Here is a 26,326-nt window from a genome sequence, read left to right as displayed (position 1 = left end):
GGTCGCCATTTATTTATGCCCAAATGTACTAAGATTTAAAAAGCTTTTACCAAATTTCGGAGGTATAAATTACTCGATCTTAATTTCTACTCTATTGTTTGATGTAGGGTCCAGGTCTGAATCCTCTGTAACTATAGGGGCAGTATCTCCTTTAGCAATAATCTCTATTAAAGCCTCATCGATCCCTTGCTCCACAAAATAGTTTTTGACTCGAATTGCACGTACAGCTGACATAATTTCGTTTTCGTAGGGAGTTCCTGCATCGTCAGCGTGCCCAATTATCTTAATGGTATTTACCTTAAATATTTTTACGTACTGGATGTATTTATCGAGGCCTTTTTTAATTTCGTTGTACGTTTCATATTCTCCCTCAAGAAATTCAATCGGTTCAAAATCAAGCGCCATATTACATACTACACCCGCATCTAAACCTTCAGGGTTATACATTTCCATCAACAATACATCATCTACATAATAATAGGCATCGCTATATTCGCCTCCGGAACGAAGTGATTTCCCTCTTGGATCCTCACCAAAATAACCAATAGATAAGTATTGCTCATTTCCTTTCGCTCTATATACACCACAAACTTTAGTCCAGCCCTGAGCATCACACACCATTTTTGAAGATTGTACATGCAGGGGTAACCTAGAAGTTAAGGTGATCTTTGGATCTCTTGCACTAAAGTATCCTCCTATAGAAGAGGTACAGGAGTTGGAAACACCCTCAGCCAAAGAAACGTAGATATGAAAGTAATAAAAAGCACCTTTTTTTAAAGTTTGTTTTAACTTTGCAGTGATCCCTTCTTTATAGGCACCTCCAGCAATATACATACCCACTTTTCCCTCTCCTGATCTCGGTTTTTGAGGACCAAATTGTTTTAAAAATCCAGGCGCAATGTGATAGTATTTTACCTCATTTGCATAAGGATGATGAACATCTGGCGAATTAATCGCCGGTTTCCAATCCGCCATAATCTCAAAATTCTGCATCTCGTGTGTTAGTCGACTAACCTCATTGATGTTTTCGAAACTAGGATTAGGTAATAAGTTTTCGTTGGTAGTATGCTCTAATGTCTGTGCAGTGGTGGTGGAATTAAACACTAAACATAAAATAGCAAGTAGGTAAAAAGTAAATTTTGGGCTGTTCATCGGTTCTTTTTTATATTCTCAAATTGGGATAATAAAGTTAATTAAATATTAAAATCAAATATAACAATGTTACCAAAAACATTGCCAAAAAAACGTGGTAAATATCAAAATAGTATACTCAACCCCTCAAAATATCAAGCTAGTAAGAAGTTTTCGTTGCGATAAGTTTTTTAGTCAAGCGATTAAACCGAATGAATAACAACCCGCCAGAAACGGTGAGTCCTGCTAACAAACCAATCCAAATCCCTATGCTTTCCATATCTGTATGCAAACCAAAGTAGTACATGATAGGAAAGCCTACTATCCAATAGGCAACAAAAGTTATGGTGGTGGGTATTTTTACATCTTGTAGTCCACGCAATGCACCCAATACTGTCACTTGCACCCCATCGGATATCTGAAATAATGCAGCGACAAGTAATAATTGAGCGGCTATAGTAATTACCTGCATATTATCCGCCATATTATTGGTATCATTGACATCAAGATAAATTTGTGGTAAAAGTGTATTAAAGACCACAAAGAAAATCGCAAAACCAAATGCGATTAAAAAGCCTAGTAAGAATATTGAAAATGCAATTCTACGTAATTCTTTAAATGCTCTTAATCCCTTTTGATTTCCAACGCGTACCATCGCAGCAACACTGAGTCCTGTAGCGATCATATAGGTCATAGAAGCCAGGTTCAATGCGATTTGATTTGCTGCCTGGGGGTTTTTTCCCAGGATACCTGATAACCAAATAGCTGCAGTAAAAATAGCCACCTCAAAAAACATCTGCAATGACGACGGTAGCCCCAATTCGGTTATCTTTCTTAGCATCGCCTTATTCAGCGTAAATATTTTGATATGGGTTACATATGCACTAGACTTCTGTTTGATTTTTAAAAGAAACCATAGCAGCAGCACCATGATCACCCGAGAAATTAGCGTGCCAATTGCAGCTCCAACGATCCCCATTTCAGGAAATCCAGCTTTACCGAAAATCAAGAGGTAGTTTAATAGTACATTTAAAATGTTAGCAACTACTGTAGCGTACATAGGATATTTGGTCAATGATAAACCATCCGAAAACTGTTTAAATGCCTGAAAAATAATCAAAGGAATCAAAGATATGGCTACCAAATCCAAATATGGTAACGCCAAGGAAACCACCTCTTCAGGTTGGTTCATTACATCCATCAAGGGTTTAGCAATGAGAATTAGTCCAAAGAGTAATAGCCCAATCACTGTACATAAAAACAATCCGTGTTTTAAAGCTGATTTACCTTTTTTAAAATCCTTTTCGCCAGCTGCTTCTGCGACCAAAGGTGTAATAGCTGTGGAAAAACCAATACCAAAGGACATAGCAATAAACATAAAACTATTACCTAATGATACGGCTGCCAACTGTGCGGTGCCCAGCTGCCCAACCATAATGTTATCCACTAGCCCCACAAAGGTATGCCCTAGCATCCCTAACATTACAGGTGCTGCTAAAGACAGATTATATCGAAACTCTTTGGTGTATTGACGCCACATAAAAAAACAATAGGCGCAAAGGTATTAAGATCCTTCTTCAAATACATCAACTAATTATTCTTTTATAGAATAAGCGTTCTTACTCCGTCAGCATTGTACATTTTCCTATCGATGACAATTCTTTACTGAATTTTAAAGTATTGAAAACGAATTAAATATCTATAATATGTGATTTTTTTCGTAACTTAATGGTAGTTCTTTTAAATCTTCCCTATTATGAAAAATATAATACTCATTATCTTTTGTTCCTTAGTAATGACCTCCGCTGGACTGCCAGAGTTTAATAAAACCTCGAATGTTGCTAATTTAGAAGGTGTTTGGGAACTAGAGCATCAGTTCATGTATGAAAACAATGAAGTATCGGATACGATTTTCAATCCCAATGGTTATCGCCAGATAAAAATGTTTAGCAAAGGTAAAGTAATGTGGACACGCTTTGACCCTGCCGATGGAAATGAATGGTTTGGATACGGAAGTTACACTGTAAAGGACAACACACTCGAAGAATTTCTTGAGTATGCCTCAGACCCAATGATGAAAATTATTGATACTACTGAGGTCTTTAGGTTCGAATTACAAATAAGTAAAGATCATTTCAGACAAATAGATTTGAATAAAGACGGTACATTTTGCCATTCTGAGAATTATAAGCGTATAGAGTAAACTGCTTTAAGTATTTATGGTAATTATAGGTCCTTTTGATTCAATAATTCTTGAGCTTCACGTACCATGTCATCTAAATCTTTAGCAGATTTTTGGAGATACGAAAGGGTTTGTGCCCTATCGTGCTCACTGTGATTTACTGATAACAAATGGATGAGACCTAAAATATTAGATATCGGTGCCCTAAGTTTATGCGAATTAAAGAAGGCATAGTCTAGTAAAATCTTATTCTTACTTTTTAATTTAGCAGTACGTTGTCGTACTAAATCCTCTAATTTTTCATTAAACGAAAGAATTTCTTCATTCATTTTTTTCAACGCTTCAGATTGTTTTTGCAACTCATCGCGCTGTTCGCTTAATAATTCGTTTTTTGCAATAATTTCCTCTCGTCCCTTTTTGAGCTTTACTACCATTTCATTAAAGCTATGCGCCAAGTTTGCCAATTCACCTTTATGATTAACCTTCACTTTGACATCAAAATTTCCTTTTCCTAATGCTGCAGCACTCTGCGTTAATGTGCGTATTGGCTTATAGATCATTTTACCTAAAAAACTTGCCACCAATAAGGTGATCAAAAAAACCAGTATCAAAATCCACAATGACTTCCGCGCTTCAGTTTTAACAGCATAAAAAATTTCATCAGAGTCAATCTCCGCTAATAGTACCCAAGAGATATCATCAATATCTAATTTTATAAAAGAACTTAATACCTCAATCCCTCTGTAGTTCTCTGTAATTACAGTCCCAGACATTCCTTTCAAAGCTTTTTGTGTGGCTGTGGTTTCTACCGGCTGAAAAAGAACCGTGGTATTGTAATGATCCATTAATTGCAGCTGGTCCTTTGATGCAGTATTAGCTTTTGCCACTGTTTCCAAAAAATCATCAGGCTCTTCGAGAATAAATCGTGAGTCTGTTCTCATCTTATAGTCGTTACCTACAATATAGGTCTCGCCTGTGTCGCCCAATCCTTCTTCCTGCCAAGTCTGTGTGCCTGTAGTAATTTGATTGATCTTTTTTAAGGGTATCTGCACAATCATAGTGCCGATCTTGACTCGTTCATCAAAAATGGGGGCTGCCAAAAATGCAGCAGGGGCCATTTTAGAAGGTAAATAACGATCAAAGTCGCACATCAAGGTTGTTGTCTTCAACCCGGTATCTCGTATATCTCGATAGAGTAATCCTATTTTAGAATTGGCATAAGGACCGTCTAATAGATTCGTTGCAAAATCTATTTCCTTCTTTACACTGTATACGATATTACCCGTTTTGTCTTCAATTAAAAACAGGTCATACATATCGTACCTGGCTACAAAATCTGAAAAGGTTTTATGAAAGCGCTCGTGTATTTTTTCGTAATTAAAGGCCTCTCTAGGTAATCGCGACTTTTTAAGGTATTGGCTTTGCAGATATATGGTTCGGTTATTTTGGGGTAGTACCTCCCTTAACACCGTCTCCATATCTTGTTCAAAAGGAATTCCTTGCAAATGATCTGTATAGTATTTTTCTAAGGCTCCACTGCGGGCTTCAATAAGTTCTACATCCTTTAGTTCGCTAAATGCTTGTTTAAAATCATACATCGCATTGACTGCAAACTTGCTCTGTGCAAATAGCCCTGTTTCGGTTCTAATTTTAGAAAAGTACCATTCTAACTCTTTCTTTTTGATTTGCTTGATAGTATTTAACTGCTCAAAACTCCGATTGGTCAAACTATCTATAGCGTAGTTATACTGCCAGATTATGATGCCTATTATAGGCACAACACTGACTACAAAAAGAATGAGTAATACCTTTTGTTTGATACTTAGCTGCATGGTAATATAAGTTGGTTAGTATAAATATAACCTATATTACTGAATTGTATTACTTGGTACCGTATTTATCCATCAAATACACCAGACTGGTCATGGTAGCTGCCCCCAGCTCTAACTCGCGTTTATTAATGGCATCAAAAGTATCATTAGCGGCGTGGTGATGATCAAAGTAGCGCTGCGAATCTGGACGTAATCCTGCTAATACGATCTTTTCGTTTTTTAGTGGGCTGATATCTGCACCGCTGCCCCCTTTACTAAACTGATGGATCAAGTACGGAGCAAATAAAGGCTTCCAGCTTTCGATCTGTGCAAAATTTGTAGCATCGCAATCGAATGAAAATCCACGAGGCGTAAATCCTCCGGCGTCACTCTCTAATGCAAAAACGTGTTTTTCTTCCTTACGCTGAGCCTCCTCGGCATACTTTTTACCGCCTCGTAAGCCATTTTCTTCATTCATAAATAGAACCACTCGGATGGTTCGTTTAGGAGTATATCCTGTTTCCTTGAATAAGCGCAGTACCTCCATGGATTGTACGATACCCGCTCCATCATCATGAGATCCGTCTCCCATATCCCAGGAATCTAAATGCCCGCCTACTACGATATATTCATTAGGAAATTCGGCTCCTTTAATCTCCCCGATTACGTTATGAGATTCCACATCCTTCCAGCTGCGGCAATTCATATTCATAAAAAATTTGATTTCAGGATTGAGCTTTAGCATTGAACTCAATAAATTAGCACCGTTGGTACTAATCGCTGCTGCCGGTATCTTATCTAAATCCTTGAGATCACCATAGCTCATCGCACCAGTATGTGGCAAATCGTCATTGCGTAAGTTCATAGAACGAACAATCACGCCAACCGCGCCAAAATTTGCGGCTTCTTTAGCACCAGAATAACGCTGGTCTACACAACCCCCATAGGCTTCAAAGGTATTGATCAAATCCGCCTGTATGGGCCGGTTAAAAAACACAATTTTACCTTCGATGGCAGTAGTACCTAGTTTACGCAAATCCTCAATTCCTTGAACCTCTACTACATTTGCTTTTAGTCCACCAATCGGTGTAGCAATGGATCCTCCCAAAGCGCATATCGGCACATTGGTAGTTTTACCAGGATCAGTTTCAATATAAGCATATTCGGCAACACCACGAGTCCATTTGGGCACCATCACCGATTGTAGCCAAACCTTGTCGAGTCCTAATTTTTTTAACTCCTGCTCTCCCCACTCCACAGCTTTCTCCGCATTAATTGAACCTGATAAGCGTGGACCAATTTGATTGGATAAATGATCTAACCAGACGTAACTTTTACCATTAAGCAATGAAGTGTTGTAAAACTTTTTGAGCGTTACTGAGTCTTCTGTAGCGGTTTGTTGTGCGCTAAGGGTTAAGGTGAATACTGATACTATTAATACTAGAGTCTTTTTCATTTTATATTTTATTCTTTTCTTTTCCGTCCATCTAAAGCCTGTAATTGCTTTTATCTTGTTCTCAAAACACTTCGACAGGCTCAGTGTGACCGCGAAGCTATATTATTATACTCCTTTTACAAGTAATCATGGTTTCTATGATTTCACTCTTTCTCCAGCTGCTCTTTGTACAAATGTAGATTTTCTTTGGTTTCATCATCCAACTCCGGTTCCTGGATATCCTCGAATGCTTTTAGAGTATCACACAACGTTTTAGCCACAATATAGCGTGCCGTTGGTTTATCATCTGCTGGGACAACATACCAGGGTGCGTGGTCCACAGAGGTTTTATTGATCGCATCTTGATAACACGCGATATAGTTATCCCATAGTTGACGTTCTTTAAGGTCTCCTGCAGAGAACTTCCAATTCTTTTCTTCTTTTTCTAACCTGCGCAGTAAACGCTTGCGCTGTTCTTCTTTGGATAAATGCAGGTAGAATTTAAATATAATTGTGCCATTCTGGGCGATATGTTTCTCAAAATTACGGATCTGTTCAAAGCGCTTTGTCCAAAAGACTTCATCAATATCATCCACACTGTTGATATGCGGAATATTTTCGCTCATAATATACTCTGGATGCACGCGTGTTACCAGCACATTTTCATAATGAGTACGATTAAAAACGCCAAACTTTCCGCGCTCGGGTAATGCAATATAGTGGCGCCACAGATAATCGTGACCACGCTCCTTATCCGTAGGCACTTTAAAACTATGCACCACTACTCCACGGGCATTAAAGTCTTTAAACACCTCTCGGATCAGACTATCTTTACCGGCCGTATCCATACCCTGTAAACATACCAACACTGCATATTTATCGTGAGCATACATGGTATTTTGCCAGTCGCCAAGATCTTCTCGGACGTCTTCAAGTTCTTTTTCGATCTTTTTTTCGCTGGCATCTAAATCGTAAGTCGTAGGAATGTCAGCAAGATTAACCGGACTGGTAACCTTAAAATCTTCAGGGTTGATATCCTTCATAGCAATGCATTGTGTGATCTATTGGTGAAAGATACTAAACTATTTGGTGACGATGAAATGGATGTTGAGTTGATTAATTTTTGAGAGAGTGAGTCTTTGAGTCTTGGAGTCAGTGAAGCATTGAGATGAATTTCTACACTTCTTAAATTTTAGTGTTTTGCGGTATGGATAATTTTTTATCGATTTGAAACAAATTAAAAGTCAACTGAATAATTTTTTTACTTTTTAGGCAGGTACAGTGTCATACCAGCCGGGAATAAGGTATCCACGTGGCCCATTTTGCTTTCGTCTTTGGTAATCAAATGCATATGTAACCAAGCATCGTGATGTGTAAAAATACCTTGATGCTCCTTGGAGAAAAATCCAATTATTTCTACATCTTCATCATTGATTACATAGTTTGTTTGGCCCTGATGAGCTTCCGTTGGGGAAGATACGGTCATTCCCTCTGGTAAATTTTGAATGTGGATTTGTGCTGTCGAAACCTTACCGATTATTTTAAAAGCAAATGGTTTCTCGTAGGCTGAAGTATTATCATCAATAAATTGCGTTACCGCTTTTATGGTGTTGACTTCAGCAGGTAAATCAATTTTATGCCATTCGGTAACATTACCATAGACAAAGAATGGAGCGGATACCATATCACTTTTTTCAACGGTCATGGTGCTATCAGAAGTTACCCTAGATACATAACTTTTACCATTGTTTATCAATAGTTCACCTTTCAAATAGCTAAGTGGTCCCAACCCATATAGTCCATTTTTATTGGCTATGGTGTCCAGGTTAATGACACCACCTAATTCGCCTTTCCACATTACATTTTTCATTGCACCAACTATAGCAATATCGGGATAGCTGTCCGCTGTGGTGGCGTTATTATTTTTTTGAATGGAATGGCAGCCGATAAATCCCACCATCAGTAATCCAATATATATGTATTTACTATTCAATTTCAATTGGTATTGTGTGTTATTCGTTCTATCGGTTTTCAATATATACATTTAAGCAATGATTAAGGTTAAGGTTGCACCCCAACTTTTAAAAAATAACTGTACATAAAAGAATAAACAGCCATCGATTCTTTTATTTGGTGTGGTAATTGCTAAAAATTAGTAAGAATGGTAAGGAGTTCAATAGTCTTATAATGATATTGATTGTTTCACCTTAATTTGATATCAACTATCCATAAAATGTATTTTACATTGCCGTAAAGTGGAATGTTTTATAAATAAAGTAGCTTTCGAAGTTACCTACTTCGAACAGTTAGGTTAACCTATAAAAAAGAATAAGTTTTTTTAATTTTTCATAAATCGATTGAATGACTGCCAGTATTTATCCTTATAAATATCAAATTCGAGCTTAATGTTATTTTTATACTCTTCTTTAATCCTATGAAATACTTTTGAAGGTTTTCTAAACTCAACACAAGCAAAATAAACTTCTCTAACCGAATTTGCCGTTTGCCTTCCAATATTTAGATAGCCTTCAGAGTCTTTTAATTGTTCCATAATTTTATTTTCAACTTCATCAAGAAGCTTATACTGGGATTCATTTGGCATTCCGTTGTTATTTTTCCCGTCAAAAATTATTTCTAATACTGTAATCCAAGGATGAGATGCTTTGCCATCCCACTCTAATAAATCTCTATTTACCATAGCTACCACGGGTAAACCATTATTGATTGTTGCCTCTAGACCAGAATAATTATCATTCTCTGTATTATGTCTAAATCCTTCGTATTTCTCTACAAACTCTTTTTCTCTCCATATTAAAAAGTCTTTGAGTTTTTCTAATCCTATTAATTCCGATGAAGCATCTTTTGGATTTATGATATTAAGGTTATCTATTGTAGTTACGGCATTTAATTCGCCAAGAGAATTATCCAAAGAAAGATATACTCCATTCATCATTATGTCTTTATTATCTTCCCTAAAATCTTTATGAGCAATCGTTATGTCGATTTCGTCTGGCATTTGTTTATTAAAATTAGAATAAAATCTCATCGTGTTCTCATCAAACTTATAGCCTTCAATTTCAATTCCGTATTGGTTAAGTTTAGAAGGTTGTTTGAGTGCTGTAATTTTCCAATTATTAATTTTTGGAGCAGCTTCTACCAATTCCTCAACGAATACAATATTTTTGATGACGCCGTCAGCTGTTAATATTAATTCTGCTGTATTTTTATCATACATTCCGGCTAAGAACCAAATTCCGTCCTTTACTTGATTCAATTTCGGAGCAAGTTTTTCAAAAAAAACTTTATTGATATCTCCGTGATTTTTCAGAACATTGGAAAATTTATTTTCGTTCTGTTCAAACCAAATCCAAAAGTCAGAATATGAAGTTATCGAACTTTTCTTTGAGGTAAAAATTGATTTAAAAAAACTCATTCTTTATTCATTATTATTTTTTATTTATTAGCCTTCTTGTTCTTTGCTACACTTAAAAACAAAGATTAATATCTCTTTTGTCTTTCTCCTAAATTCCCAAAAAACACTCCTTGAGTATTCATAAAAGTGCTTTCGGTACTGTTCAAGTCTAATTGCCCTCCATCAAAATTGGTTGCGGGTAACCCCAATTCGTTATAGATACAAGCCGTAGCGGCATAGTCCCAAATGCTGCCGCCTCCCTTTTGTTTTTTGGGTAGCTTTAGCATACAGGCCGGACCGTTTTCCAACACACGGATGGCACTTAATACAGCTCCCGCTCCTGACATTTCCACAAACCCACTTAAGCCTAATTGGTGTACCTGGCGTTCCAAGTACTTTTCAATCGTAGCTATACCAGGGGTATCCGTTAACTTTTTATCCGTAACATAGGTAAGATGGTTATTGCCACGGGTAATCTTCCAAGGCTTTTGATTTTTAAAAGCTCCCTTCCCCTTCGCCGCGTGGTACAAAGTGTTCGTGCTGGGATCCAATACCACTCCGATATAAGGAGTGCCGTCTTTGGCTACTAAAGCAATAGCCACTGCGTACCCTGGTTCTCCATTTATAAAAGCAAGCGTACCGTCCATGGGATCGATACACCAAAAAAAATCTTTTGTAAATCGACTACCATCATCATCGGTCTCCTCGGATAACAATCCTATATCATAAGCTTTACAACTAGGCAGCAAATGCGAAAGGATCACTTTTTCGCTAGCCAAATCTGCGGCGGTCACCACTTGGGAGGCATAGTTGGCTCCTCCTTCTTTTTTTTGCACAGTAATGGCCTCCTGGCTATACTGCTGAATCACTTGGGCTGCAGCACGAGCTGCTTGTATCGCTATGGCGGTGAGTTCAGTCAGCTTCACGGCAAAAGGGTATTTATAACTTCAGCGGTGATGCGTTCACTGTAGCTATTGATTTTCCAATGATTAGGACTCCATCCTTTTAAAAAGCGGTGAAAATCCGCCCAGGCTACCCGATATAAAGAACGCCATTCATCTTCAAGTGTTTTATTTTTTTCTGGTAAATGATCATGTAACTGTTCAAAATAGGTATCCAGGATTTTTGCTTCCAATCGTTCGCATTCGCTTTCGTTAAGGCAACTGCCTATAAAATAGGCCACATCCTTCATACCACATCCCCCACCTACGTACTGAAAATCTACCCCAGCCACCTGTCCGTCTTCGGCAAAACAAAAATTAGCCAGTTTCGCATCACCGTGTACAATAGTTTGGTAAGTACAGTTATTCAATTTTTGATCGATAAGCGGCGCTGCCGCTTGTAACTGTGAATCTTCTAACACGGCTAATTCCTGTGGCCGTGTTGCCAAATGCCAATACGTACCGACGGGCCATAACCCTTCTGGTGTTGTATCCAGGTAACTGGCATGAAACTGTGCCAACCAGGTCAAACATTGTACAATCTCTTCCCAGCTAATGCTTGTCTTGCGCAAGTGATACCCTGCTGCATCCAAATCCTCCAACACTATCAATACCTCATCTCCTTTGTTCTCAAGTGCTAAATAGAGCGGCAGACGAGCTTTACTGTTAATACTATATCTTTGGTACCAGGTCGTTTCTACCTGGTAGGATCTCAGTTTTCGTTGATGACCAATATCCGTATTCCACCCCCGTGGGTGTTGGTGCTGTTGGGGCAGTTGTACGTGTTTAACCACCACACTATTTACCGGGGCGTCAACTAGTTCGATGCGACTTATGGTGCCATATCCACTCCACAACTCCTGAATCACCTCTTTTTTGGTAATTGCAGCAGCTCCGGTACACTGTAGTAGTATTGCTTTTGTATAGTCATCCATAGGTAGTCAAAGATAATAAAACTGAACGGGTGAGTTGATCAGTAGTTGGGTAGTTTAGCTGATGAGTATGTTAGTTCTTGTGTACTGGATTCTACGAATCAATGAACTTCTCCGCAAAATTGTAGCGTTTGACACCACTCCTAAAAAAATAAACCCACAAGAAGTTTTCTTGTGGGTTTATCCTATACGATAAAGATGTAGGCTAGCTAATACATCGATACGATTACTGTACTTTTATCTGTAGTTGTACTGCGTAGTCTTCTTCTACAGTTGGTACACCTGCCTCTAGATATGGTGTTACGTCTTTTAACACTAATACATAGTTGGTGTTGTTCAGCTCAAATACGATTTCGTCTTCCATTCTTTGCTGTGCTTCGTTATCAAATGGACGATCTAATACGCCACAAGCTCCGATACACATCGGCAGAGTGTTGAATCCAAATCTATTGGCAAATGACATCGTAACTTCAGCAGCTCCTGGAGTAATACATCTTGCATTGATCGGACAACGGCTGTCTTCAATCCCTGTAAATCCTAATAGTAAGCTTTCTCTAACATCACCTTTGCGGCTAATCAATAATACTTGTTGCTCGTACCCTAACGAAAAGTTAATCCCCGTGCTTGACTTAGCGCCATTCGCCTGTGCCACTAACTCGTCAATTTGTATTTCGCTGGTTGGTTGTTGTGCCACCTCAGCTGGTGAAGAAGTGATGTCTTGCTCTTCACAAGCGGTTAATAATAATGTTAGCCCTAAAATGAATACTAAATGTTTTTTCATGTTAATTTTTAAAAGTTTGTTGTTTTAATTAATCCCTCAAATCGTAATTTATAACGGTTCTGATATTGCGCACTACCAGCCCCGAATTACGCGGCGCGAAAGTAGTCAAAAACTATGTTGCAAACCAAGCAAACTAACAAAGATAAATTAGGATTTAACCATAACTTAATCTTGCCCTAATTGAGGAGTATCATTCTAATGTTGTACTCATGTTGTAGTGAGGCCATTAGGTGTAGTCTTGGAGTTTTTGAGTGGATGAGTCAGTGAGTTGGAGAGTATGCTATTTATTCCCTACTAATTGGAACGGATAAATTTACTTAATCGAATTTATAATTAAATGTGTAAGTAAAATTTTTAATAGTATTTGCGATTGGCATTTTTTGTTATTCTCTTAAGTACGATTTCATCTTTTATATGATCACGATTAATCGATACGACTAAATATTGATCTACTAGTCCGTTTAAATTAGATGTGCTTAAAATCAATCCCAATTTATTTTTTGATAGGGTTATTTGATACTGGTTGTTTATATTACTAACTTTTACCGAGGCTGGTTCTTCACAAGTTTGCGATTCAACTTGATAAAATTTAGACTTAATATAGAAAGACCAATTTACTTTTTCGCAAAAACCAAAATCATACTGAGTCTTATTGTTGATTAATCTCAGTGTATCTGCTTTGAAAAATAAACCATCAGTATTGTCACTTACCCAAGGATTAGATACGGTCGAAATACTTCCACGTGAATCTTGCTTTATACTTTCGCTAAGCAAGTTCTTGAGATTTGAAGGTTTTAACTTTAGGTTTTGTGAATATAAAGTTGGGACGATTTATAGTAAAAGAATTGTTATTAAAAGTTTATTCATTGCATTTCACTTTAAGGTCAATACTAAAGTAGCTATAACAGAAACCTTAGAGCTGTTACAAGTCGTAAAAAAATCAGTTAACTTAAATTTCTTGTTGATCAAACTGTGTTTTGACTATGATTACACTACTATTTAGTATGGGAGCAAGCGAAAATTAAACTCTAAAGTGTATTTTCTACTATTTCTTTTAATTGTTTTTCTAACCATACTGAATCTGATGTTTTAATCAATTTTTTCTTTTCATTGGAAAGATTTGTATTACAGATCAGAACATATCTCACAGCTTCATCTGGATCTTCTCTAAGTTTATCCAAAATAAAATCATCAATTTTTCTTTTTCTGGCAACCATACATCTAACCTTAGCATTTTTATGCTCTGCCAAAATGTAAAGAATTTCAATTGGTATAGTTTTATTTTGCGCAACCCAAAAAGCTAAATCAGGATATTTTTTTAGAATATCATAGCAGATTTCTATTGATGCTTTTTCCGTAAAAGCCCGTTGATATTCAGATTTAGATTCACTTTCTCTTAATCTTTTAAATTCTTCTGCAGAATTAATCATCTGGATTTATGATATTAATAAAATCGATATGATAATTTTAACTGTTCATCAAAACAAGAGTCATCCAAAGTTAAATAATCTAAACTAGCTTACTAAAAGTTAGGCTCACTAAATCTAAAAACTTGATGCGATAGCAATTATTTACTCTCTATTCATTTCTTGAAAACCAAGTATCGCACCTATTGCCTGAAAAACCATATCTTGGTCAACTTTTTTATTCCAACCTTTTTGTGATAGTACTGCTCTTACTTCACTTTCAGATTTGTTCATTTCAAAAAGGTAGACGGTGTATTCTAAAGCTTCTTTTGGAACTTTTTCAATCGTATAACTGGTTGTAATCCCTCCTATTCTAGCAAGTGCTAAGAAATAAGGAAAAGTCATCTGAAATATCCAACTTAAAGTTAGTCCAATCCACCCCGTATTCAAACTTTTTATAGTTAAACCTCCTTTGAAACGGATATTTATGAACTCCAAAAAGCTAAATTCAGAAATGTTGTTTTCTGCAATTAGCATTTGATACTGTGTAAACTGATTAGTAATAAACATTACAATCATCATACCGGCAAGCACAAACTGAATTGGATTAAAATCAACATAATTGGTTTTCTTTAAAACCTGACCAAATAAGTATCCTATTCCCAACCCTATTCCAAGTTCATACAAACCAATTACATATGTAAAACTAACGGTCAAAAATGCTATCAAAACACCGAATAAGACTACAATACTTAGCCCACCAAGGATGGAAAGACTTAAACTCGGTTTTCTGAATTGTTTAGGTTTTGGCAATTCAGCTGGGATTTCATAATCGTCCCAATTACTTTGTTTTTCAAATTCAGTTTCTAATACTTCGAGCTTTCCATTTTCTTTATATTCGGTTTCTAACTTTTTAAAAAGCGCAATAAATAAACCAGTTCTTAATGAATTTTTTCCAAAATCAATAAAATTACCCTCAATTGATTTACTATGTACTTCTATTCGTCCAGCTGCTTTTTTAGTAACTGTTATCTTTTCAGTTAGCTTATTCCAGTCACCTTTTCTCTTAGCTTCAACAGAATTTGTATCCCTATAAACAATTGGCCATTCCAATTTTTCAAAGACCTCGATGGTCAAAGGAATGATTTGACTTTCTTTGCTATCTGTTTTAAAAGATTCAGAAAATTCAGGTTTGTATTTAAAGCTGTATTTTCTTTTAATTGTCGATTGTAAGTTTTCTAATTCTAAATTCATGTTGGGGGCTTTAACCATAAACAGAACAAATAAATGGGTTCATTTATTCCTTATATGGTCATCAAAAGTAGTAACTTAATTTTAAAATGTATAGTTCATCGCAACGTTAGGCGTTGTCAAATCTTCAATTTAGTGCAACAGTACTTTCTAAACTTATCCTTTCCATCGGGTTTCTCTCCACGCTTTTCGTTCTGCTGCATCCAGGAAGGTCCAGGTTACAATCCTACTGGATTTGTTGCCGGTGCCCATAGGAATAGTTTTGATTTGATTCGCCTTTAGTTGTTGTAATGCGTTATACATGCCTTTTAGGTTGGATTGTTTGGAAACTAAAGTTGAAAACCAAAAACAATTGGTAGCAAACCGTTTACTTTCTTTCACCATCCTATGAATAAAAGTATGTTCGCCGCCTTCACAAATAAGTTCTTCGTTAATTCCTGCAAAGTTCAGCGTTGGTTTTTTTTCTTTTTTCCCCGTCAGGTTCTTTATTTTTCGTCGTGTTCCTTTTTGAGCTTCTTTTATGGACGCATGAAAAGGTGGATTACATAGCGTAAAATCAATTTTCTCCTCCTTACTAAGTATTCCCTTAAAAATAGCTTTCTTATGGTGTTGTAACCTACATTCGATCTTACCGTTGAGTGCGGGATTAGTTGCAACAATATGCTGAGCAGAAGCTATCGATTTAGGCGCGATATCAGACCCAATAAATTGCCAGTCATAGGCTGTAACCCCAATAATGGGGTAAATACAACTCGCTCCTACACCAATATCTAAGCCTGTAATTTTATTACCTGTTGGGATGTTGCCAAAATTATGTTCTGCCAAGAGATCTGCTATATAGTGAAGGTAATCGGCTCTACCCGGAATCGGAGGACATAAATTTTCATCCGGAAATTCCCAGTTGGTAATATCATAATAATGATGGAGCAATGCCTTGTTCAGTGCTTTAACCGCCAAAGGGTTCGAAAAATCGACGGAATCCTCGCCATATTTGTTAGGTTTGATATGCATTGCTAATGCTGGAGTAGCATTTTTTAAAGCACGTAAGTCATAGCGTGCTCGGTTCTTATTTCGAGGATGCAGCCTTGATTTTTCTTCTTTTCCTTTTTTTGAAGCCATGGGGTAGTATGGTTAACTAAGGTATTGAACTATTTATATGGCACTATAACCTAGGCAAACCGTACTAGCTACGGTGGTTATTCCTATACATGTGTTTATTTCCTTTAGGTTGGTTGTGCAAGATAGGGATTATCGCTGGAAGTTAGAAGAAGTTAAAGAACGAAGGTATTTATTCAAAACGTAAAATCATCTACTTCTTCAATTTTGACTTCTGGAAATCGAAATTCCTTTTCAGCTGGATAATATTGGTTCATAAACTTGTAATACTCTCTTACTTCGCCTCCTTTATCGCTCAATCCGTCAGTATAAAATATCAACGTATCATTAGGTGATATTATCTTATAAATATATTGTCGTAGTTTTTTATCTTTTGTTCGCTCAATTTTATTTAAGAAATGTTGCTCAAAGGTATGGTTGCTATTTGAAATGGTTATTTCTGGTAATACATTTGTTCGCATTTCATTTTTCATCTGAAATGTAGTATCCTCTTTAATAATTGTTTGAAGTCGAATTTCGTTGTTCCTTTTTGTAACGATTAACTCGTCACGTCTAACCCACCATTCCATATTTAATACCGCAAAAATTTTTATAGTATCATTTTCTGTCATTTTAGAAGTGAAATCCGGTAGATGTTCAGTCAACTTTAAATTGGATTTATAGGGTTCATTTTTACAAGAACCAATAATAAGTAGCATGAATATTATAGCAATTGCTTTAGTATTCTTCATTAAGTAATTTTTGAAATTTCCAATCGCCAACTTTTTTGATCTTAATCTTGTGTTAAGCGATTGCAGGATGATATGAGCATCTAGACGTATCAAAGCTCACTGCCACCGCACGAATCCTTGCGTGTGGTATTCTTAACGTTTTATAGGTTATCAAAATATTACCCTATGATTAGGTTGTAATATGTATTTCTATCCAAGTTTATAACTACCCGCCAATAGCAATATCCTCCATCATCTACATCCACATATCTATTTTTCCAATCCATTTTTGTCCAAACCTTGGATTCACTGGTTGATGCTGGTGGTACTTCTAATAATTCACAAAAGGCGTTTATTTTAATTACTTTCTCTCCCTTAGCATTGATATAGGGAATATATTGTCTATAATACCCTTTTAAATCCTGTAGACTTGGTGTTTTTAAAAAGTTAAATTCATCGTTTTTGATCGCCGTACTCAAAATATGGTGTGCACGATCGATATCCTTTTTTGTTGGCGCCCATTTTCGATAACCATATGTAGTGTATAGCCATTGGTTATAATTTGATTTCAATAAAAGTACCGCTTTCTCATCGGAAGACATCAGATTTTTATTCGAAGATGTAGCCTTATCATCATAACAACCCTGGCAGCATAAAAAGCAACAACATATAATGAGTAGGTTTTTAATAAAGAAATTCATACTTTAATTTTTAAAATACTTCATCACCGCCGAAATAAGAAAACTACAACCCACAGCGAATAGCACATAGGCAATTACTTAACTATCCGTACTCAAATTCATAGAAATTAAAAAAAACACTGATGATAATAGGTATAGATAGATAGATTTTATGTTACGAATGGTTTTCTTCATTTAAATTAGTGTAATACTTTTAAATTACTGTACCCTTGGTATTTGCTACAAAAGTAATAAAATCAGTACCAAATGAAATGAGTTTAGTTAAAAGCAATCCAAACTACGGTATCGTTTATATTAAACTAACCTTAAAGCCTTAGGTAACGGCAGTGATTTATGTTATCTTATCGCTAAAACAAAAAACGATGAGCACAGCACCATTTGAAGACAAAGGGAAATTTGATGGCATCCCAAAAGACCATCACGGTGATTCGCACCTACGTGACAAAAAAGAAAAGTTACCAGGCAGTGATCAACGCGATGCTGCCAAGGAGGATATCGAAAAAAAATAGTTATTACTACTCTAACACTAATCTAAGCTTAGCGGACAAGGTTTCAAACTTTTGATCCGCTAATGCCGTATAGGGGTCTGCGCCTTCCTGATGGGTGTAGGCAATGCCAATTGATGATTTTGAGTTGATGGCATAGCTGATTCCGGCAGAAAACTGCTGTAGTGCAGTGAGCTCCTTTTCGGTACTACCCGCAAGTACAGAACGAGCCTGGAGTTGGTATTGCAGCTGAAAAAATTCTGGCTGGTCAATAGTATTCATCAATCCGCTAAAGGGAAACACCACCACACTAAACGATACATCGCCTAACAGTGCTTGCTGGTCACCACCCAGGTAGCTAATACCAAAATTATGATTATGCGCCAGCGTTAGGATTTTACCAAATCCCCTGTCCATCCGTATCAATCGGGTATTGGTTTGTAGAAACCGCCATTGTTTACTTCGCTCTAGGGAATACGCAATCCCCAAATTGGCAATGATGGCGTGTTCGTCGTTTATGCGATCGGTGCTGCTGCGTACCGTAAGGTTAGTGATAAATCGGGAATGCAAAGCATAGTCTGGATTACCGTCATAGTCTACTGTCTTCTTTTGAATCAAAAAGTCTTTTTCCAAGGACAGACCAAACTGCCGGATGTCCTGTTCTTTTGCTATTAAATTATTCTTATGTATTTCACCCAATATACCCACACGACCGCTAGGTCCCCAAATACTATCCAGTTTCACCTCCAGGTATCCATTGATCAACCAGCTATCCGCTATGGTATCATTATCCGGAAACGTAGCCAACAACTGCGCCGGTTTTACCTTGGTAAGTCTATTGGAGGTTGACTCCCCCAGGGTAACACTGACTCCTTGTGCTGCAACCGTTTTTACCAAAAAGGACAGGCAAACAATTAGTACTACTTTACAAACTTTCATAACTACTTTGGATTAACGTTACCACATCAGTAATCCGTTTACATTTTTTGATTGCGGATAACGGAATATGATGTAAGGTCCTCAAATCATAGTCGGGTTTATATTTTTGTACGATGTTTTTTAGTAAGGAATTCACCTCCCGCTCCAAACCACCCAGTCTGGTCAAAAAGTTCTGGCTGATCCCTAAATCCAATTTCATAGCTGCGGCTGGTGTAATTCGGTTGCCATTGGTATAGGGTGTGAGTCGGTATCGCAGGCGCTTAAAGATTTCATCGCCCATCGCCATATCTGCCTCAATCTCTGTGGCAATTTTAGATAGTGCTTTCAATGCCTGGGGATCGGAGGTTTGCCCCATAAACTGTTTGATAATATCCAGTAACAGAACGGACTCCTTTTCGTCAATTTCGAATTCAATTTTCATTGCGAATGATTTTGTGTGAGGTACTATAAAACGTATAAATATAGGCATTGTACAATACATTCCTGGAAATCTGTTGAGCTTTTAGCGTGTATGCATAGCTATTCTTCGAGTAGTTTAGTATCTAAAAAGCACATCAGTAATTTACCGATGTGCTTTTAGCGCTACACTACTATCTAGTAGTATCAATTATATTAACCTCTAGGAATTTTTTACATCATAACGATCCAGCATCATTACCTTGTCCCATACTTTGACAAAATCATGTACAAAACGCTCGTGGCCATCATTAGCGGCATAAACCTCAGCGATATTACGCAGTTGCGCATTGGATCCAAAAATCAGATCACAGCGCGAAGCTTTATACCTGGGCGTACCAGAACTTCTGTCCTTAAGCGTAAATATCATTTCCGCTTCATCAGGTACCCATTCGTACTCCATACTGGTCAGCACCTTAAAAAAGTCATTACTCAGCGTTTCTTTCTTGTCGGTAAACACCCCGAGATCACTATGATCATAGTTTTGATCCAATACTCGTAATCCGCCTACCAATGCTGTCCACTCAGGTGCCGTTAGCGTTAATAAGTGTGCCCGATCCAAAAACAGATGCTCCGGACGTATGTGAAAACCTACTTTATCATTCTGATAGTTTCTAAAACCATCGGATACGGGTTTTAGCCAGTTGAAACTTTCTTCGTCTGTCAGTTCTTGTGTGGTATCAACTCTACCGGGAGTAAAGGGTACTTCTACAGCCACTCCAGCAGCCTTGGCCGCTTTTTCTACCGCGGCACAGCCTCCGAGTACAATTAGATCGGCTACTGAAACTTTTTTGTTCCCTGATTGCGCCTTATTAAAATCCGCAGCTATAGTTTCTAAACTCGCCAGTACCTCTGACAACTCCTCTGGTCGGTTGACCTCCCAGTTTTTTATGGGGTTTAATCGAACGCGGGCTCCATTAGCTCCTCCTCGTTTATCCGAATCTCGATAATTAGATGCACTGGACCATGCAGCAGATACTAAAGCTGAAATACCATGACCCGTACTTAAAATTTCGTCTTTTAAGTAGGTAATATCTTTAGCATCGATCAGCTCATAATCACGTTTCGGTAACGGATCTTGCCATATCAAATCTTCTTTAGGCACTTCTGGACCAAAATAGCGATCCTTAGGCCCCATATCTCTATGCGTTAATTTATACCAGGCTTTTGCAAAGGCTTCACTGAAGTAGTCGAAATCCTCTAGAAATTTTTTACAAATCTTATTGTAGGCCGGATCTTCTTTGAGCGCCAAATCAGAGGTCATCATCATCAGTTCATTCATTTTACCTTCCTCATGGGCGTCTGGTGTTTTGGGTGCATTGGAATCTTTAGGTTTGTACTGCACCGCACCTGCCGGGCTTTTCGTTTTTTCCCAGTCGTATTTAAACAGGTTTTCTAAGTAGCTGTTGTCCCACTGTGTAGGATTCGGTGTCCAGGAACCCTCAATACCGTTGGTCATAGTGTATTGCGCAAAACCGGTACCATTAGGATTTTGCCAGCCTAGTCCCATCGCCTGGATTGGAGCGCCTTCTGGTGCGGGACCAATTTTATCTGGTGGTGTCATCCCGTGACTTTTACCAAAGGCGTGTCCCCCAGCAATCAGTGCTACCGTTTCTTCATCATTCATCGCCATGCGAGCAAAGGTTTCTCGGATATCTTTGGCAGAATCCAGTGGCACCCCATTACCATTTGGCCCTTCGGGATCTACGTAGATCAGCGCCTGATTGGTTGCTGCTAAAGGATTTTCGAGATCGTAGTATGCATCACCTGGCTTGCCTTTCCAGCGTACGGTTCGGGTAACCATTTCTCCTGGATTGCCATCATAACTTTGTTTAGGTACTTCAGAAATGGTTTTTCCGTTCCAGAATTCGGTACCCCAATAGGTACCGCGATCCGGCTCCCAGGCATCTCGTCGACCTGCTGCAAAACCATAGGTTTTGAAGCCCATCAGCTCTAGCGCACAGTTACCGGTAAGGATAATCAAATCCCCCCAGGATATTGCCGCTCCGTATTTCTGCTTGATCGGCCATATTAAGCGTCTGGATTTATCAATATTCCCATTATCCCACCAGGAATTTATAGGAGCAAAGCGCTGCAAGGCCGTACCAGCTCCTCCTCGACCATCAGCAATTCGATACGATCCGGCCGAGTGCCAGGCCATTCGAACCATTTGTGGACCATAATTGCCATAATCCGCCGGCCACCAGTCTTTGGAGTCGGTCAATAGCGCTTTGATATCCTTTTTAAGCGCTTCATAGTCAAGTTTTAGGAAGGCTTCTTTATAATCGTAATCTGATAACGGATTGGCCTGTGGTGGGTCTTGATGGAGTAGCTCCACCTTTAAGCGGTTGGGCCACCAGTCGTCAATTTGAGGTTGTTTACCCAGAGCACCTCCTACTCGGGTACCTCTAAACGGACATTGACCTAAACTTTCTGGATTGTTGATGTCTAACATTTCTTTCATACGTTGCGTTTTAATAAGTAAGCTTCCCTAAGATTACTCCTGGAAGCTTATGGTATTGATTTGAATTAAGATAGTCTTGTGTGTAGGCTTCACGCTAATCCATTGATATGTGTCACTTTAATCGCCAATTAGTGTATTATGCTAGTATTGCGCTTAAATTCACAGCATCATCGTGAAGCTACCGTTTGATTTTTAAGATATATAAAATTAATGGAGAGGCTTCTTAAGGAATCGCTAAATAACAATTTGTTTACTTTGTATGGAATACGATACTATCTCTATATTCATTCTGCCGACCCATTAATTATTTGATCGTTATAGCATATATTACTCAAGTACATTCAGGATGTAAATTCTTTCTTACCCTGCCTTTTACAGTTCATATTTTAACATCTTTAATCCGCTTCTCATACCATCTTATCGAAAACCCAGAATTACTGCCTTAAAGCCAGAGTCCTAATGTTGTTTTTGTGCTAATGAGCGGCTATTTTCGCATTCCAAACCAAAAAAGTAGAAGATTGGTAGTAACAAAATTATTGTCTTTGACACTATACTATACATACATCAAAGAAATGCTATGAAAAAAACTTTAAACTCCTTTTTCGCGATTATACTTTTGAGTTTTATCGTACAGCACAATTTATTTGCCCAATCTTCTAAAGAGGATATTGCATATTCGGAAATTGAAAAGGAAGGATACACATTCAAGCTTTTGGATAGTTGGTTTACGTACGAACATATGAATCTTTTCACTTATTATGCTCCTAAAAATAAAAGAGGACGTAGAAGTAAAGTGCATTTTCAGATATTTAGAGTTGATGCTCCACCCAATACCGTATCTATTGAGGATATAATATCCCATAGCATTGGTACAAAATATAATGAAGAAGAGTTAAAAAGAAATAAAATAGTAATCCATACTACCGATAGCAAATACGGAAAAGCATATATCGTACAACGAACAGCAAAAATTGGAACTGATGTATACAATATACTCACACAATATCATAAAGTAAATGGGATAGTTTACTTTTTAGAATACGAAGCTATCCCAAAATTTTATAATAAACATCTAAAGGAAGTTCAATATATGTTTGGTTCCATAACTTTTTAGAGAATCTAAAGCTTTAAATAATCTCTTCATACATTTTTCACAGCTATGAAAACTAATTTTTACCTAGTACTCTTTATTCTATTTAGCACAATCTCAATACAGGCGCAATACGTAGTAACGATCGACGCTGTTGTTTTAGATACCGATACCGATCAGCCTATCCCCTACGTCAATGTTGGATTTGTGGATCAGGCCATTGGTACGGTTAGTGATCAAAATGGTAAGGTAGTTTTGGAATTTGATGAAAATGCCGTGGGTCAAGATGCTACATTACAGATTTCCATGCTAGGCTATGAAACCTTGAAAATTAAGCTTCAAGACCTATATGCTCGTTTAGCCAGAACCAATAAAATCTATATGCGTCCTACTATTACCCAATTGGAGGAGGCCACACTCGTGGCTGCTAAACGCAGAAAACTAATGCTCAATAAACCGAGAGGATTTTATAATTTCATTGGATACTGGAAAGATAAAAAAGGATTGGGAGGCGAAATTGCGACCCTAATCAAAGTACGCCACGATGATGTGAAACTGCGTGAACTTAACTTTGTGGTTAACGAAAATGAGTCGGATAGTTTACTGGTAAGAGTCAATGTATATGAAGAAAAACACAATAAACCGGGAGACAAACTAGTTACGGAAAATATTTATCACACCATTAAAGCAAAGCATCACGCTCAAGAAACCATTGACCTTAGCCCCTACAACATTGTGGTACAAGATGATTTCATTATAAGTATTGAGTTGGTGGAAGTCTATGGTGACTATATTGGCTTTTCTGTTCAGGGTACTAATAGAGGAAAAGCGTATCTGAGAGATGTAAGCCAGGATAGCTGGAAAAAATTTACGAATACCGGTATGGCATTTACGGTAGAGGCTTCCGTACCCGCAGATGGTGACTTTAAAGAAAGAGAAGAGCCCAAAGACATTACACTATTTTGGGATACTTCCTTATCTACCAAAGATAGAGATCTGGATAAAGAGCTCAACTTCTTAACCCAATATCTCGCAGGACTTAAGAATGTTGACGTTACCTTAATTCCTTTTGCCGCAGATAAAAAAGTAGCTCAACTATTTACCATCAAAAATGGCAATACTTCGAATTTGATAGCAGCCATCCGATCCTTTAGGTATAATGGGGGCACCAATTTTTCCAATTTATTGACCGAAGGGCATACCCCAGATATTTATCTAATCTGTAGTGATGGTCAGGCTACCTTTGGAGACTATAGCAATATCTTTAATGTTCCCATCTTTTTTATCAATAGTAGTAAAGAGGCAGATAGAGCTACGATGCAAAATACCTGTGAGCTATCCGGAGGATATCTTATTGACCTATACCAAAGTGATGTCGACACCGCGCTAAAACAAATCCGAAAAGATCAGGATGATTTTAGAGATTTTGATACTACTGTAGCAGATATGATCACAGGAACCGTGACTCAGAATGGACAGCCTGTACAAGGAGCAATCATAACTGTACAAGAAACTTTAATTCAAGCACAAACCAATGTAGATGGCAATTATACAATACCCGCTGAGGAAGGTCAAGTGCTTCGATTTGAGTTTTTGAGTATGATCCCCGAAACCAAAACAGTAGTTGATAGGAGTCAACCTATTAATCTATCTTTTACTTCTGAAGCCACCGTACTCGAAGAAATAAACCTGAAAACAGCAGTTAAAGATACCACGGACAGTAAAACTATGGACGTTCTTGGTAAAAAGGAAAGCAAAAGAGCTTCAGGAACGGCATTGTATACCTTAACCAATGATGAATTCCCTAAATCCGCCATCTATCTATCAGATATCATTAGGAATCGCTTGCCGGGGGTTCAAGTTTTTGGATTCGGTGACCAGGCAACTTATCTCATTCGAGGAGTAAGTTCCTTTAACAACCAAGGCCAACCCTTATGGATTGTAGATGGAGCACAGTATTTTAGCCCTCCGTTGTTTCTGCAACCTGCCAGGATAGCAAGTATTTCAGTAATTTCAGGCCCCGCAGGTTCTGCCCGTTATGGCAATGCCGGTAGAGCAGGTGTATTCATCGTAGAAACCAAGAAAGGTCCGAAATATAGAGACCCTAGCGAATTAAACACCTTGTTAGTTAAAGGAAATGATTATAAAGAAACGCTACCTACAGTAGACCCCTATTATAAAGCACCAGCTTATGTCAACCAATTAAAAAACACAAAATCTTTGGACGACGCATTGGCAACGTTTTATACCCTAAGAGCCAATCACGTTAATGAAGTTCCTTTCTATCAGTACGCAGCAACCTTTTTTTATAGGTATAATACAGCTATTGGTAATGAGGTATTATCCAGTATTGCAGACTTAGCCTGGAACAACCCCCAAGCACTTAGGTCACTTGCTTTTCATTTAGAAGCGAATGAGCAAAAAGAAAAAGCACTACTGGTGTATCTAAGAATTTTTGAAATACAATACCAAAGTTCTGCTCAGGCCTACTTGGATTTAGCCAGAACTTATATGGAAAACAAAAGACTTACGGAGTCACTTTATATATACAAAAGAATATTGGCTAACGATGAAAAAGGAATTGACTTTGCCCCAATATTAGAGCAAGCTGAAACTCAATTTCAAAAATTTGCCAATTTGTACCGAAACTATATTTCTTCAGAAGATTTACCTAAAATGTTCAATACAGTAAAATCAGTACCTATAAAAATCGATTTGGACTGGAGTGATCCTATGGCTGAGTTTCAGGTTCAATTTGTAAATCCAGATAACAAATACTACACCTGGTCCAGGTTTTATGAATCAGATCCTGAAATGATTGCTACCGAAATTAGAAATGGTGTCTATTCTAAACAATTTATCGTGGATAAAAATTTTCCTGGAAAATGGATAGTGAATATTCAATCTTTGAATGGTCAATATGTAAAGGAAAACCCTGTGTATCTTAAATACACCATATATACTAACTATGGCTTACCTGAGGAAACAAAAGAAGTGAAATTTATAAAGCTATACAATCAAGATACCAAGGTCACCATAGATACTTTTGAAAATCAAACCGATTCTTAGATTGATGCACCTAT

At 37.6% G+C, this 26,326-nt stretch carries 23 protein-coding genes; 4 read left to right on the top strand and 19 right to left on the bottom strand.

Going from position 1 to position 26,326, the window contains the following annotated elements:
- Positions 1 to 69: 69 nt before the first annotated feature.
- Together EV197_RS07185 and EV197_RS07180 are read right to left on the bottom strand one after the other, a co-directional pair.
- Positions 70 to 1,152: an OmpA family protein gene (locus EV197_RS07185; RefSeq protein ID WP_130286042.1), complete on the bottom strand. Its 1,083-nt coding sequence runs from the start codon at positions 1,150 to 1,152 to the stop codon at positions 70 to 72.
- A 139-nt stretch (positions 1,153 to 1,291) separates the two neighbouring features.
- Positions 1,292 to 2,671, bottom strand: a complete 1,380-nt coding sequence (locus EV197_RS07180; RefSeq protein ID WP_130286041.1) for an MATE family efflux transporter — start codon at positions 2,669 to 2,671, stop codon at positions 1,292 to 1,294.
- A 216-nt stretch (positions 2,672 to 2,887) separates the two neighbouring features.
- On the opposite strand from EV197_RS07180, the gene EV197_RS07175 reads away from it, so the two are divergent.
- The gene (locus EV197_RS07175; RefSeq protein ID WP_130286040.1) at positions 2,888 to 3,334 is read left to right on the top strand and encodes a hypothetical protein; all 447 of its coding nucleotides are present in this window, start codon (positions 2,888 to 2,890) and stop codon (positions 3,332 to 3,334) included.
- A gap of 23 nt (positions 3,335 to 3,357) precedes the next feature.
- On the opposite strand, the gene EV197_RS07170 is transcribed toward EV197_RS07175, so the two are convergent.
- From EV197_RS07170 to EV197_RS07105, 14 genes are all read right to left on the bottom strand, one after another.
- The gene (locus EV197_RS07170; RefSeq protein WP_130286039.1) at positions 3,358 to 5,145 is read right to left on the bottom strand and encodes a HAMP domain-containing protein; all 1,788 of its coding nucleotides are present in this window, start codon (positions 5,143 to 5,145) and stop codon (positions 3,358 to 3,360) included.
- Between the two features lie 49 nt (positions 5,146 to 5,194).
- On the bottom strand, positions 5,195 to 6,580 hold the full coding sequence (locus tag EV197_RS07165; protein ID WP_130286038.1) for a M20/M25/M40 family metallo-hydrolase: 1,386 nt from the start codon (positions 6,578 to 6,580) through the stop codon (positions 5,195 to 5,197).
- A gap of 143 nt (positions 6,581 to 6,723) precedes the next feature.
- Positions 6,724 to 7,602: a PPK2 family polyphosphate kinase gene (locus tag EV197_RS07160; RefSeq protein ID WP_130286037.1), complete on the bottom strand. Its 879-nt coding sequence runs from the start codon at positions 7,600 to 7,602 to the stop codon at positions 6,724 to 6,726.
- Positions 7,603 to 7,820: 218 nt separating this feature from the next.
- Positions 7,821 to 8,603 (bottom strand): acetolactate decarboxylase, encoded by a 783-nt coding sequence (locus tag EV197_RS07155; RefSeq protein WP_130286036.1) that lies wholly within the window; start codon positions 8,601 to 8,603, stop codon positions 7,821 to 7,823.
- A 294-nt stretch (positions 8,604 to 8,897) separates the two neighbouring features.
- Entirely contained in the window at positions 8,898 to 9,992 is a 1,095-nt protein-coding gene (locus tag EV197_RS07150; RefSeq protein WP_130286035.1) for a DUF695 domain-containing protein, read from the bottom strand.
- A gap of 65 nt (positions 9,993 to 10,057) precedes the next feature.
- Positions 10,058 to 10,897: a 3'(2'),5'-bisphosphate nucleotidase CysQ family protein gene (locus EV197_RS07145; protein ID WP_130286034.1), complete on the bottom strand. Its 840-nt coding sequence runs from the start codon at positions 10,895 to 10,897 to the stop codon at positions 10,058 to 10,060.
- Positions 10,894 to 11,847 (bottom strand): oxidoreductase family protein, encoded by a 954-nt coding sequence (locus EV197_RS07140; RefSeq protein WP_130286033.1) that lies wholly within the window; start codon positions 11,845 to 11,847, stop codon positions 10,894 to 10,896. Before EV197_RS07140 ends, EV197_RS07145 begins: the two co-directional genes overlap by 4 nt.
- 223 nt (positions 11,848 to 12,070) lie before the next feature.
- On the bottom strand, positions 12,071 to 12,625 hold the full coding sequence (locus EV197_RS07135; protein WP_130286032.1) for a hypothetical protein: 555 nt from the start codon (positions 12,623 to 12,625) through the stop codon (positions 12,071 to 12,073).
- Between the two features lie 354 nt (positions 12,626 to 12,979).
- Positions 12,980 to 13,399 (bottom strand): hypothetical protein, encoded by a 420-nt coding sequence (locus EV197_RS07130; RefSeq protein WP_130286031.1) that lies wholly within the window; start codon positions 13,397 to 13,399, stop codon positions 12,980 to 12,982.
- 254 nt (positions 13,400 to 13,653) lie between these two features.
- Positions 13,654 to 14,055 (bottom strand): HEAT repeat domain-containing protein, encoded by a 402-nt coding sequence (locus EV197_RS07125; protein ID WP_130286030.1) that lies wholly within the window; start codon positions 14,053 to 14,055, stop codon positions 13,654 to 13,656.
- Between the two features lie 141 nt (positions 14,056 to 14,196).
- A complete protein-coding gene (locus EV197_RS07120; RefSeq protein ID WP_130286029.1) occupies positions 14,197 to 15,285 on the bottom strand; it encodes a hypothetical protein in 1,089 nt (362 codons plus the stop codon).
- Positions 15,286 to 15,438: 153 nt separating this feature from the next.
- Complete coding sequence (rlmF, locus tag EV197_RS07115; RefSeq protein ID WP_130286028.1) at positions 15,439 to 16,401, bottom strand: 23S rRNA (adenine(1618)-N(6))-methyltransferase RlmF; 963 nt, start codon at positions 16,399 to 16,401, stop codon at positions 15,439 to 15,441.
- A gap of 173 nt (positions 16,402 to 16,574) precedes the next feature.
- On the bottom strand, positions 16,575 to 17,129 hold the full coding sequence (locus EV197_RS07110; RefSeq protein WP_130286027.1) for a hypothetical protein: 555 nt from the start codon (positions 17,127 to 17,129) through the stop codon (positions 16,575 to 16,577).
- A gap of 158 nt (positions 17,130 to 17,287) precedes the next feature.
- On the bottom strand, positions 17,288 to 17,809 hold the full coding sequence (locus EV197_RS07105; protein WP_130286026.1) for a hypothetical protein: 522 nt from the start codon (positions 17,807 to 17,809) through the stop codon (positions 17,288 to 17,290).
- 362 nt (positions 17,810 to 18,171) lie between these two features.
- On the opposite strand from EV197_RS07105, the gene EV197_RS17025 reads away from it, so the two are divergent.
- A complete protein-coding gene (locus EV197_RS17025) occupies positions 18,172 to 18,318 on the top strand; it encodes a hypothetical protein (protein WP_165389015.1) in 147 nt (48 codons plus the stop codon).
- Between the two features lie 6 nt (positions 18,319 to 18,324).
- Here EV197_RS17025 and EV197_RS07100 read toward each other — a convergent pair whose 3' ends face one another.
- The 3 genes from EV197_RS07100 to katG all read right to left on the bottom strand — a co-directional run bounded on the left by EV197_RS07100 (position 18,325) and on the right by katG (position 22,153).
- A complete protein-coding gene (locus EV197_RS07100; RefSeq protein ID WP_130286025.1) occupies positions 18,325 to 19,233 on the bottom strand; it encodes a hypothetical protein in 909 nt (302 codons plus the stop codon).
- Positions 19,220 to 19,654 carry a hypothetical protein gene (locus EV197_RS07095; protein WP_130286024.1) on the bottom strand — a complete coding sequence of 145 codons (435 nt, stop codon included), beginning with the start codon at positions 19,652 to 19,654 and terminating at the stop codon, positions 19,220 to 19,222. Before EV197_RS07095 ends, EV197_RS07100 begins: the two co-directional genes overlap by 14 nt.
- A gap of 198 nt (positions 19,655 to 19,852) precedes the next feature.
- Complete coding sequence (gene katG / locus EV197_RS07090; protein ID WP_242610694.1) at positions 19,853 to 22,153, bottom strand: catalase/peroxidase HPI; 2,301 nt, start codon at positions 22,151 to 22,153, stop codon at positions 19,853 to 19,855.
- Between the two features lie 577 nt (positions 22,154 to 22,730).
- Between katG and EV197_RS07085 the strand changes: the two genes are divergently transcribed.
- Positions 22,731 to 23,267 carry a hypothetical protein gene (locus EV197_RS07085; protein ID WP_130286023.1) on the top strand — a complete coding sequence of 179 codons (537 nt, stop codon included), beginning with the start codon at positions 22,731 to 22,733 and terminating at the stop codon, positions 23,265 to 23,267.
- 45 nt (positions 23,268 to 23,312) lie between these two features.
- Positions 23,313 to 26,312, top strand: coding sequence for a carboxypeptidase-like regulatory domain-containing protein (locus EV197_RS07080; RefSeq protein WP_130286022.1), 3,000 nt, complete (start codon positions 23,313 to 23,315; stop codon positions 26,310 to 26,312).
- Positions 26,313 to 26,326: the final 14 nt, after the last annotated feature.

It is taken from the genome of Aquimarina brevivitae, assembly GCF_004216895.1.
Lineage (GTDB): Bacteria > Bacteroidota > Bacteroidia > Flavobacteriales > Flavobacteriaceae > Aquimarina > Aquimarina brevivitae.
This window is presented reverse-complemented; position numbering and strand designations above follow the sequence as displayed.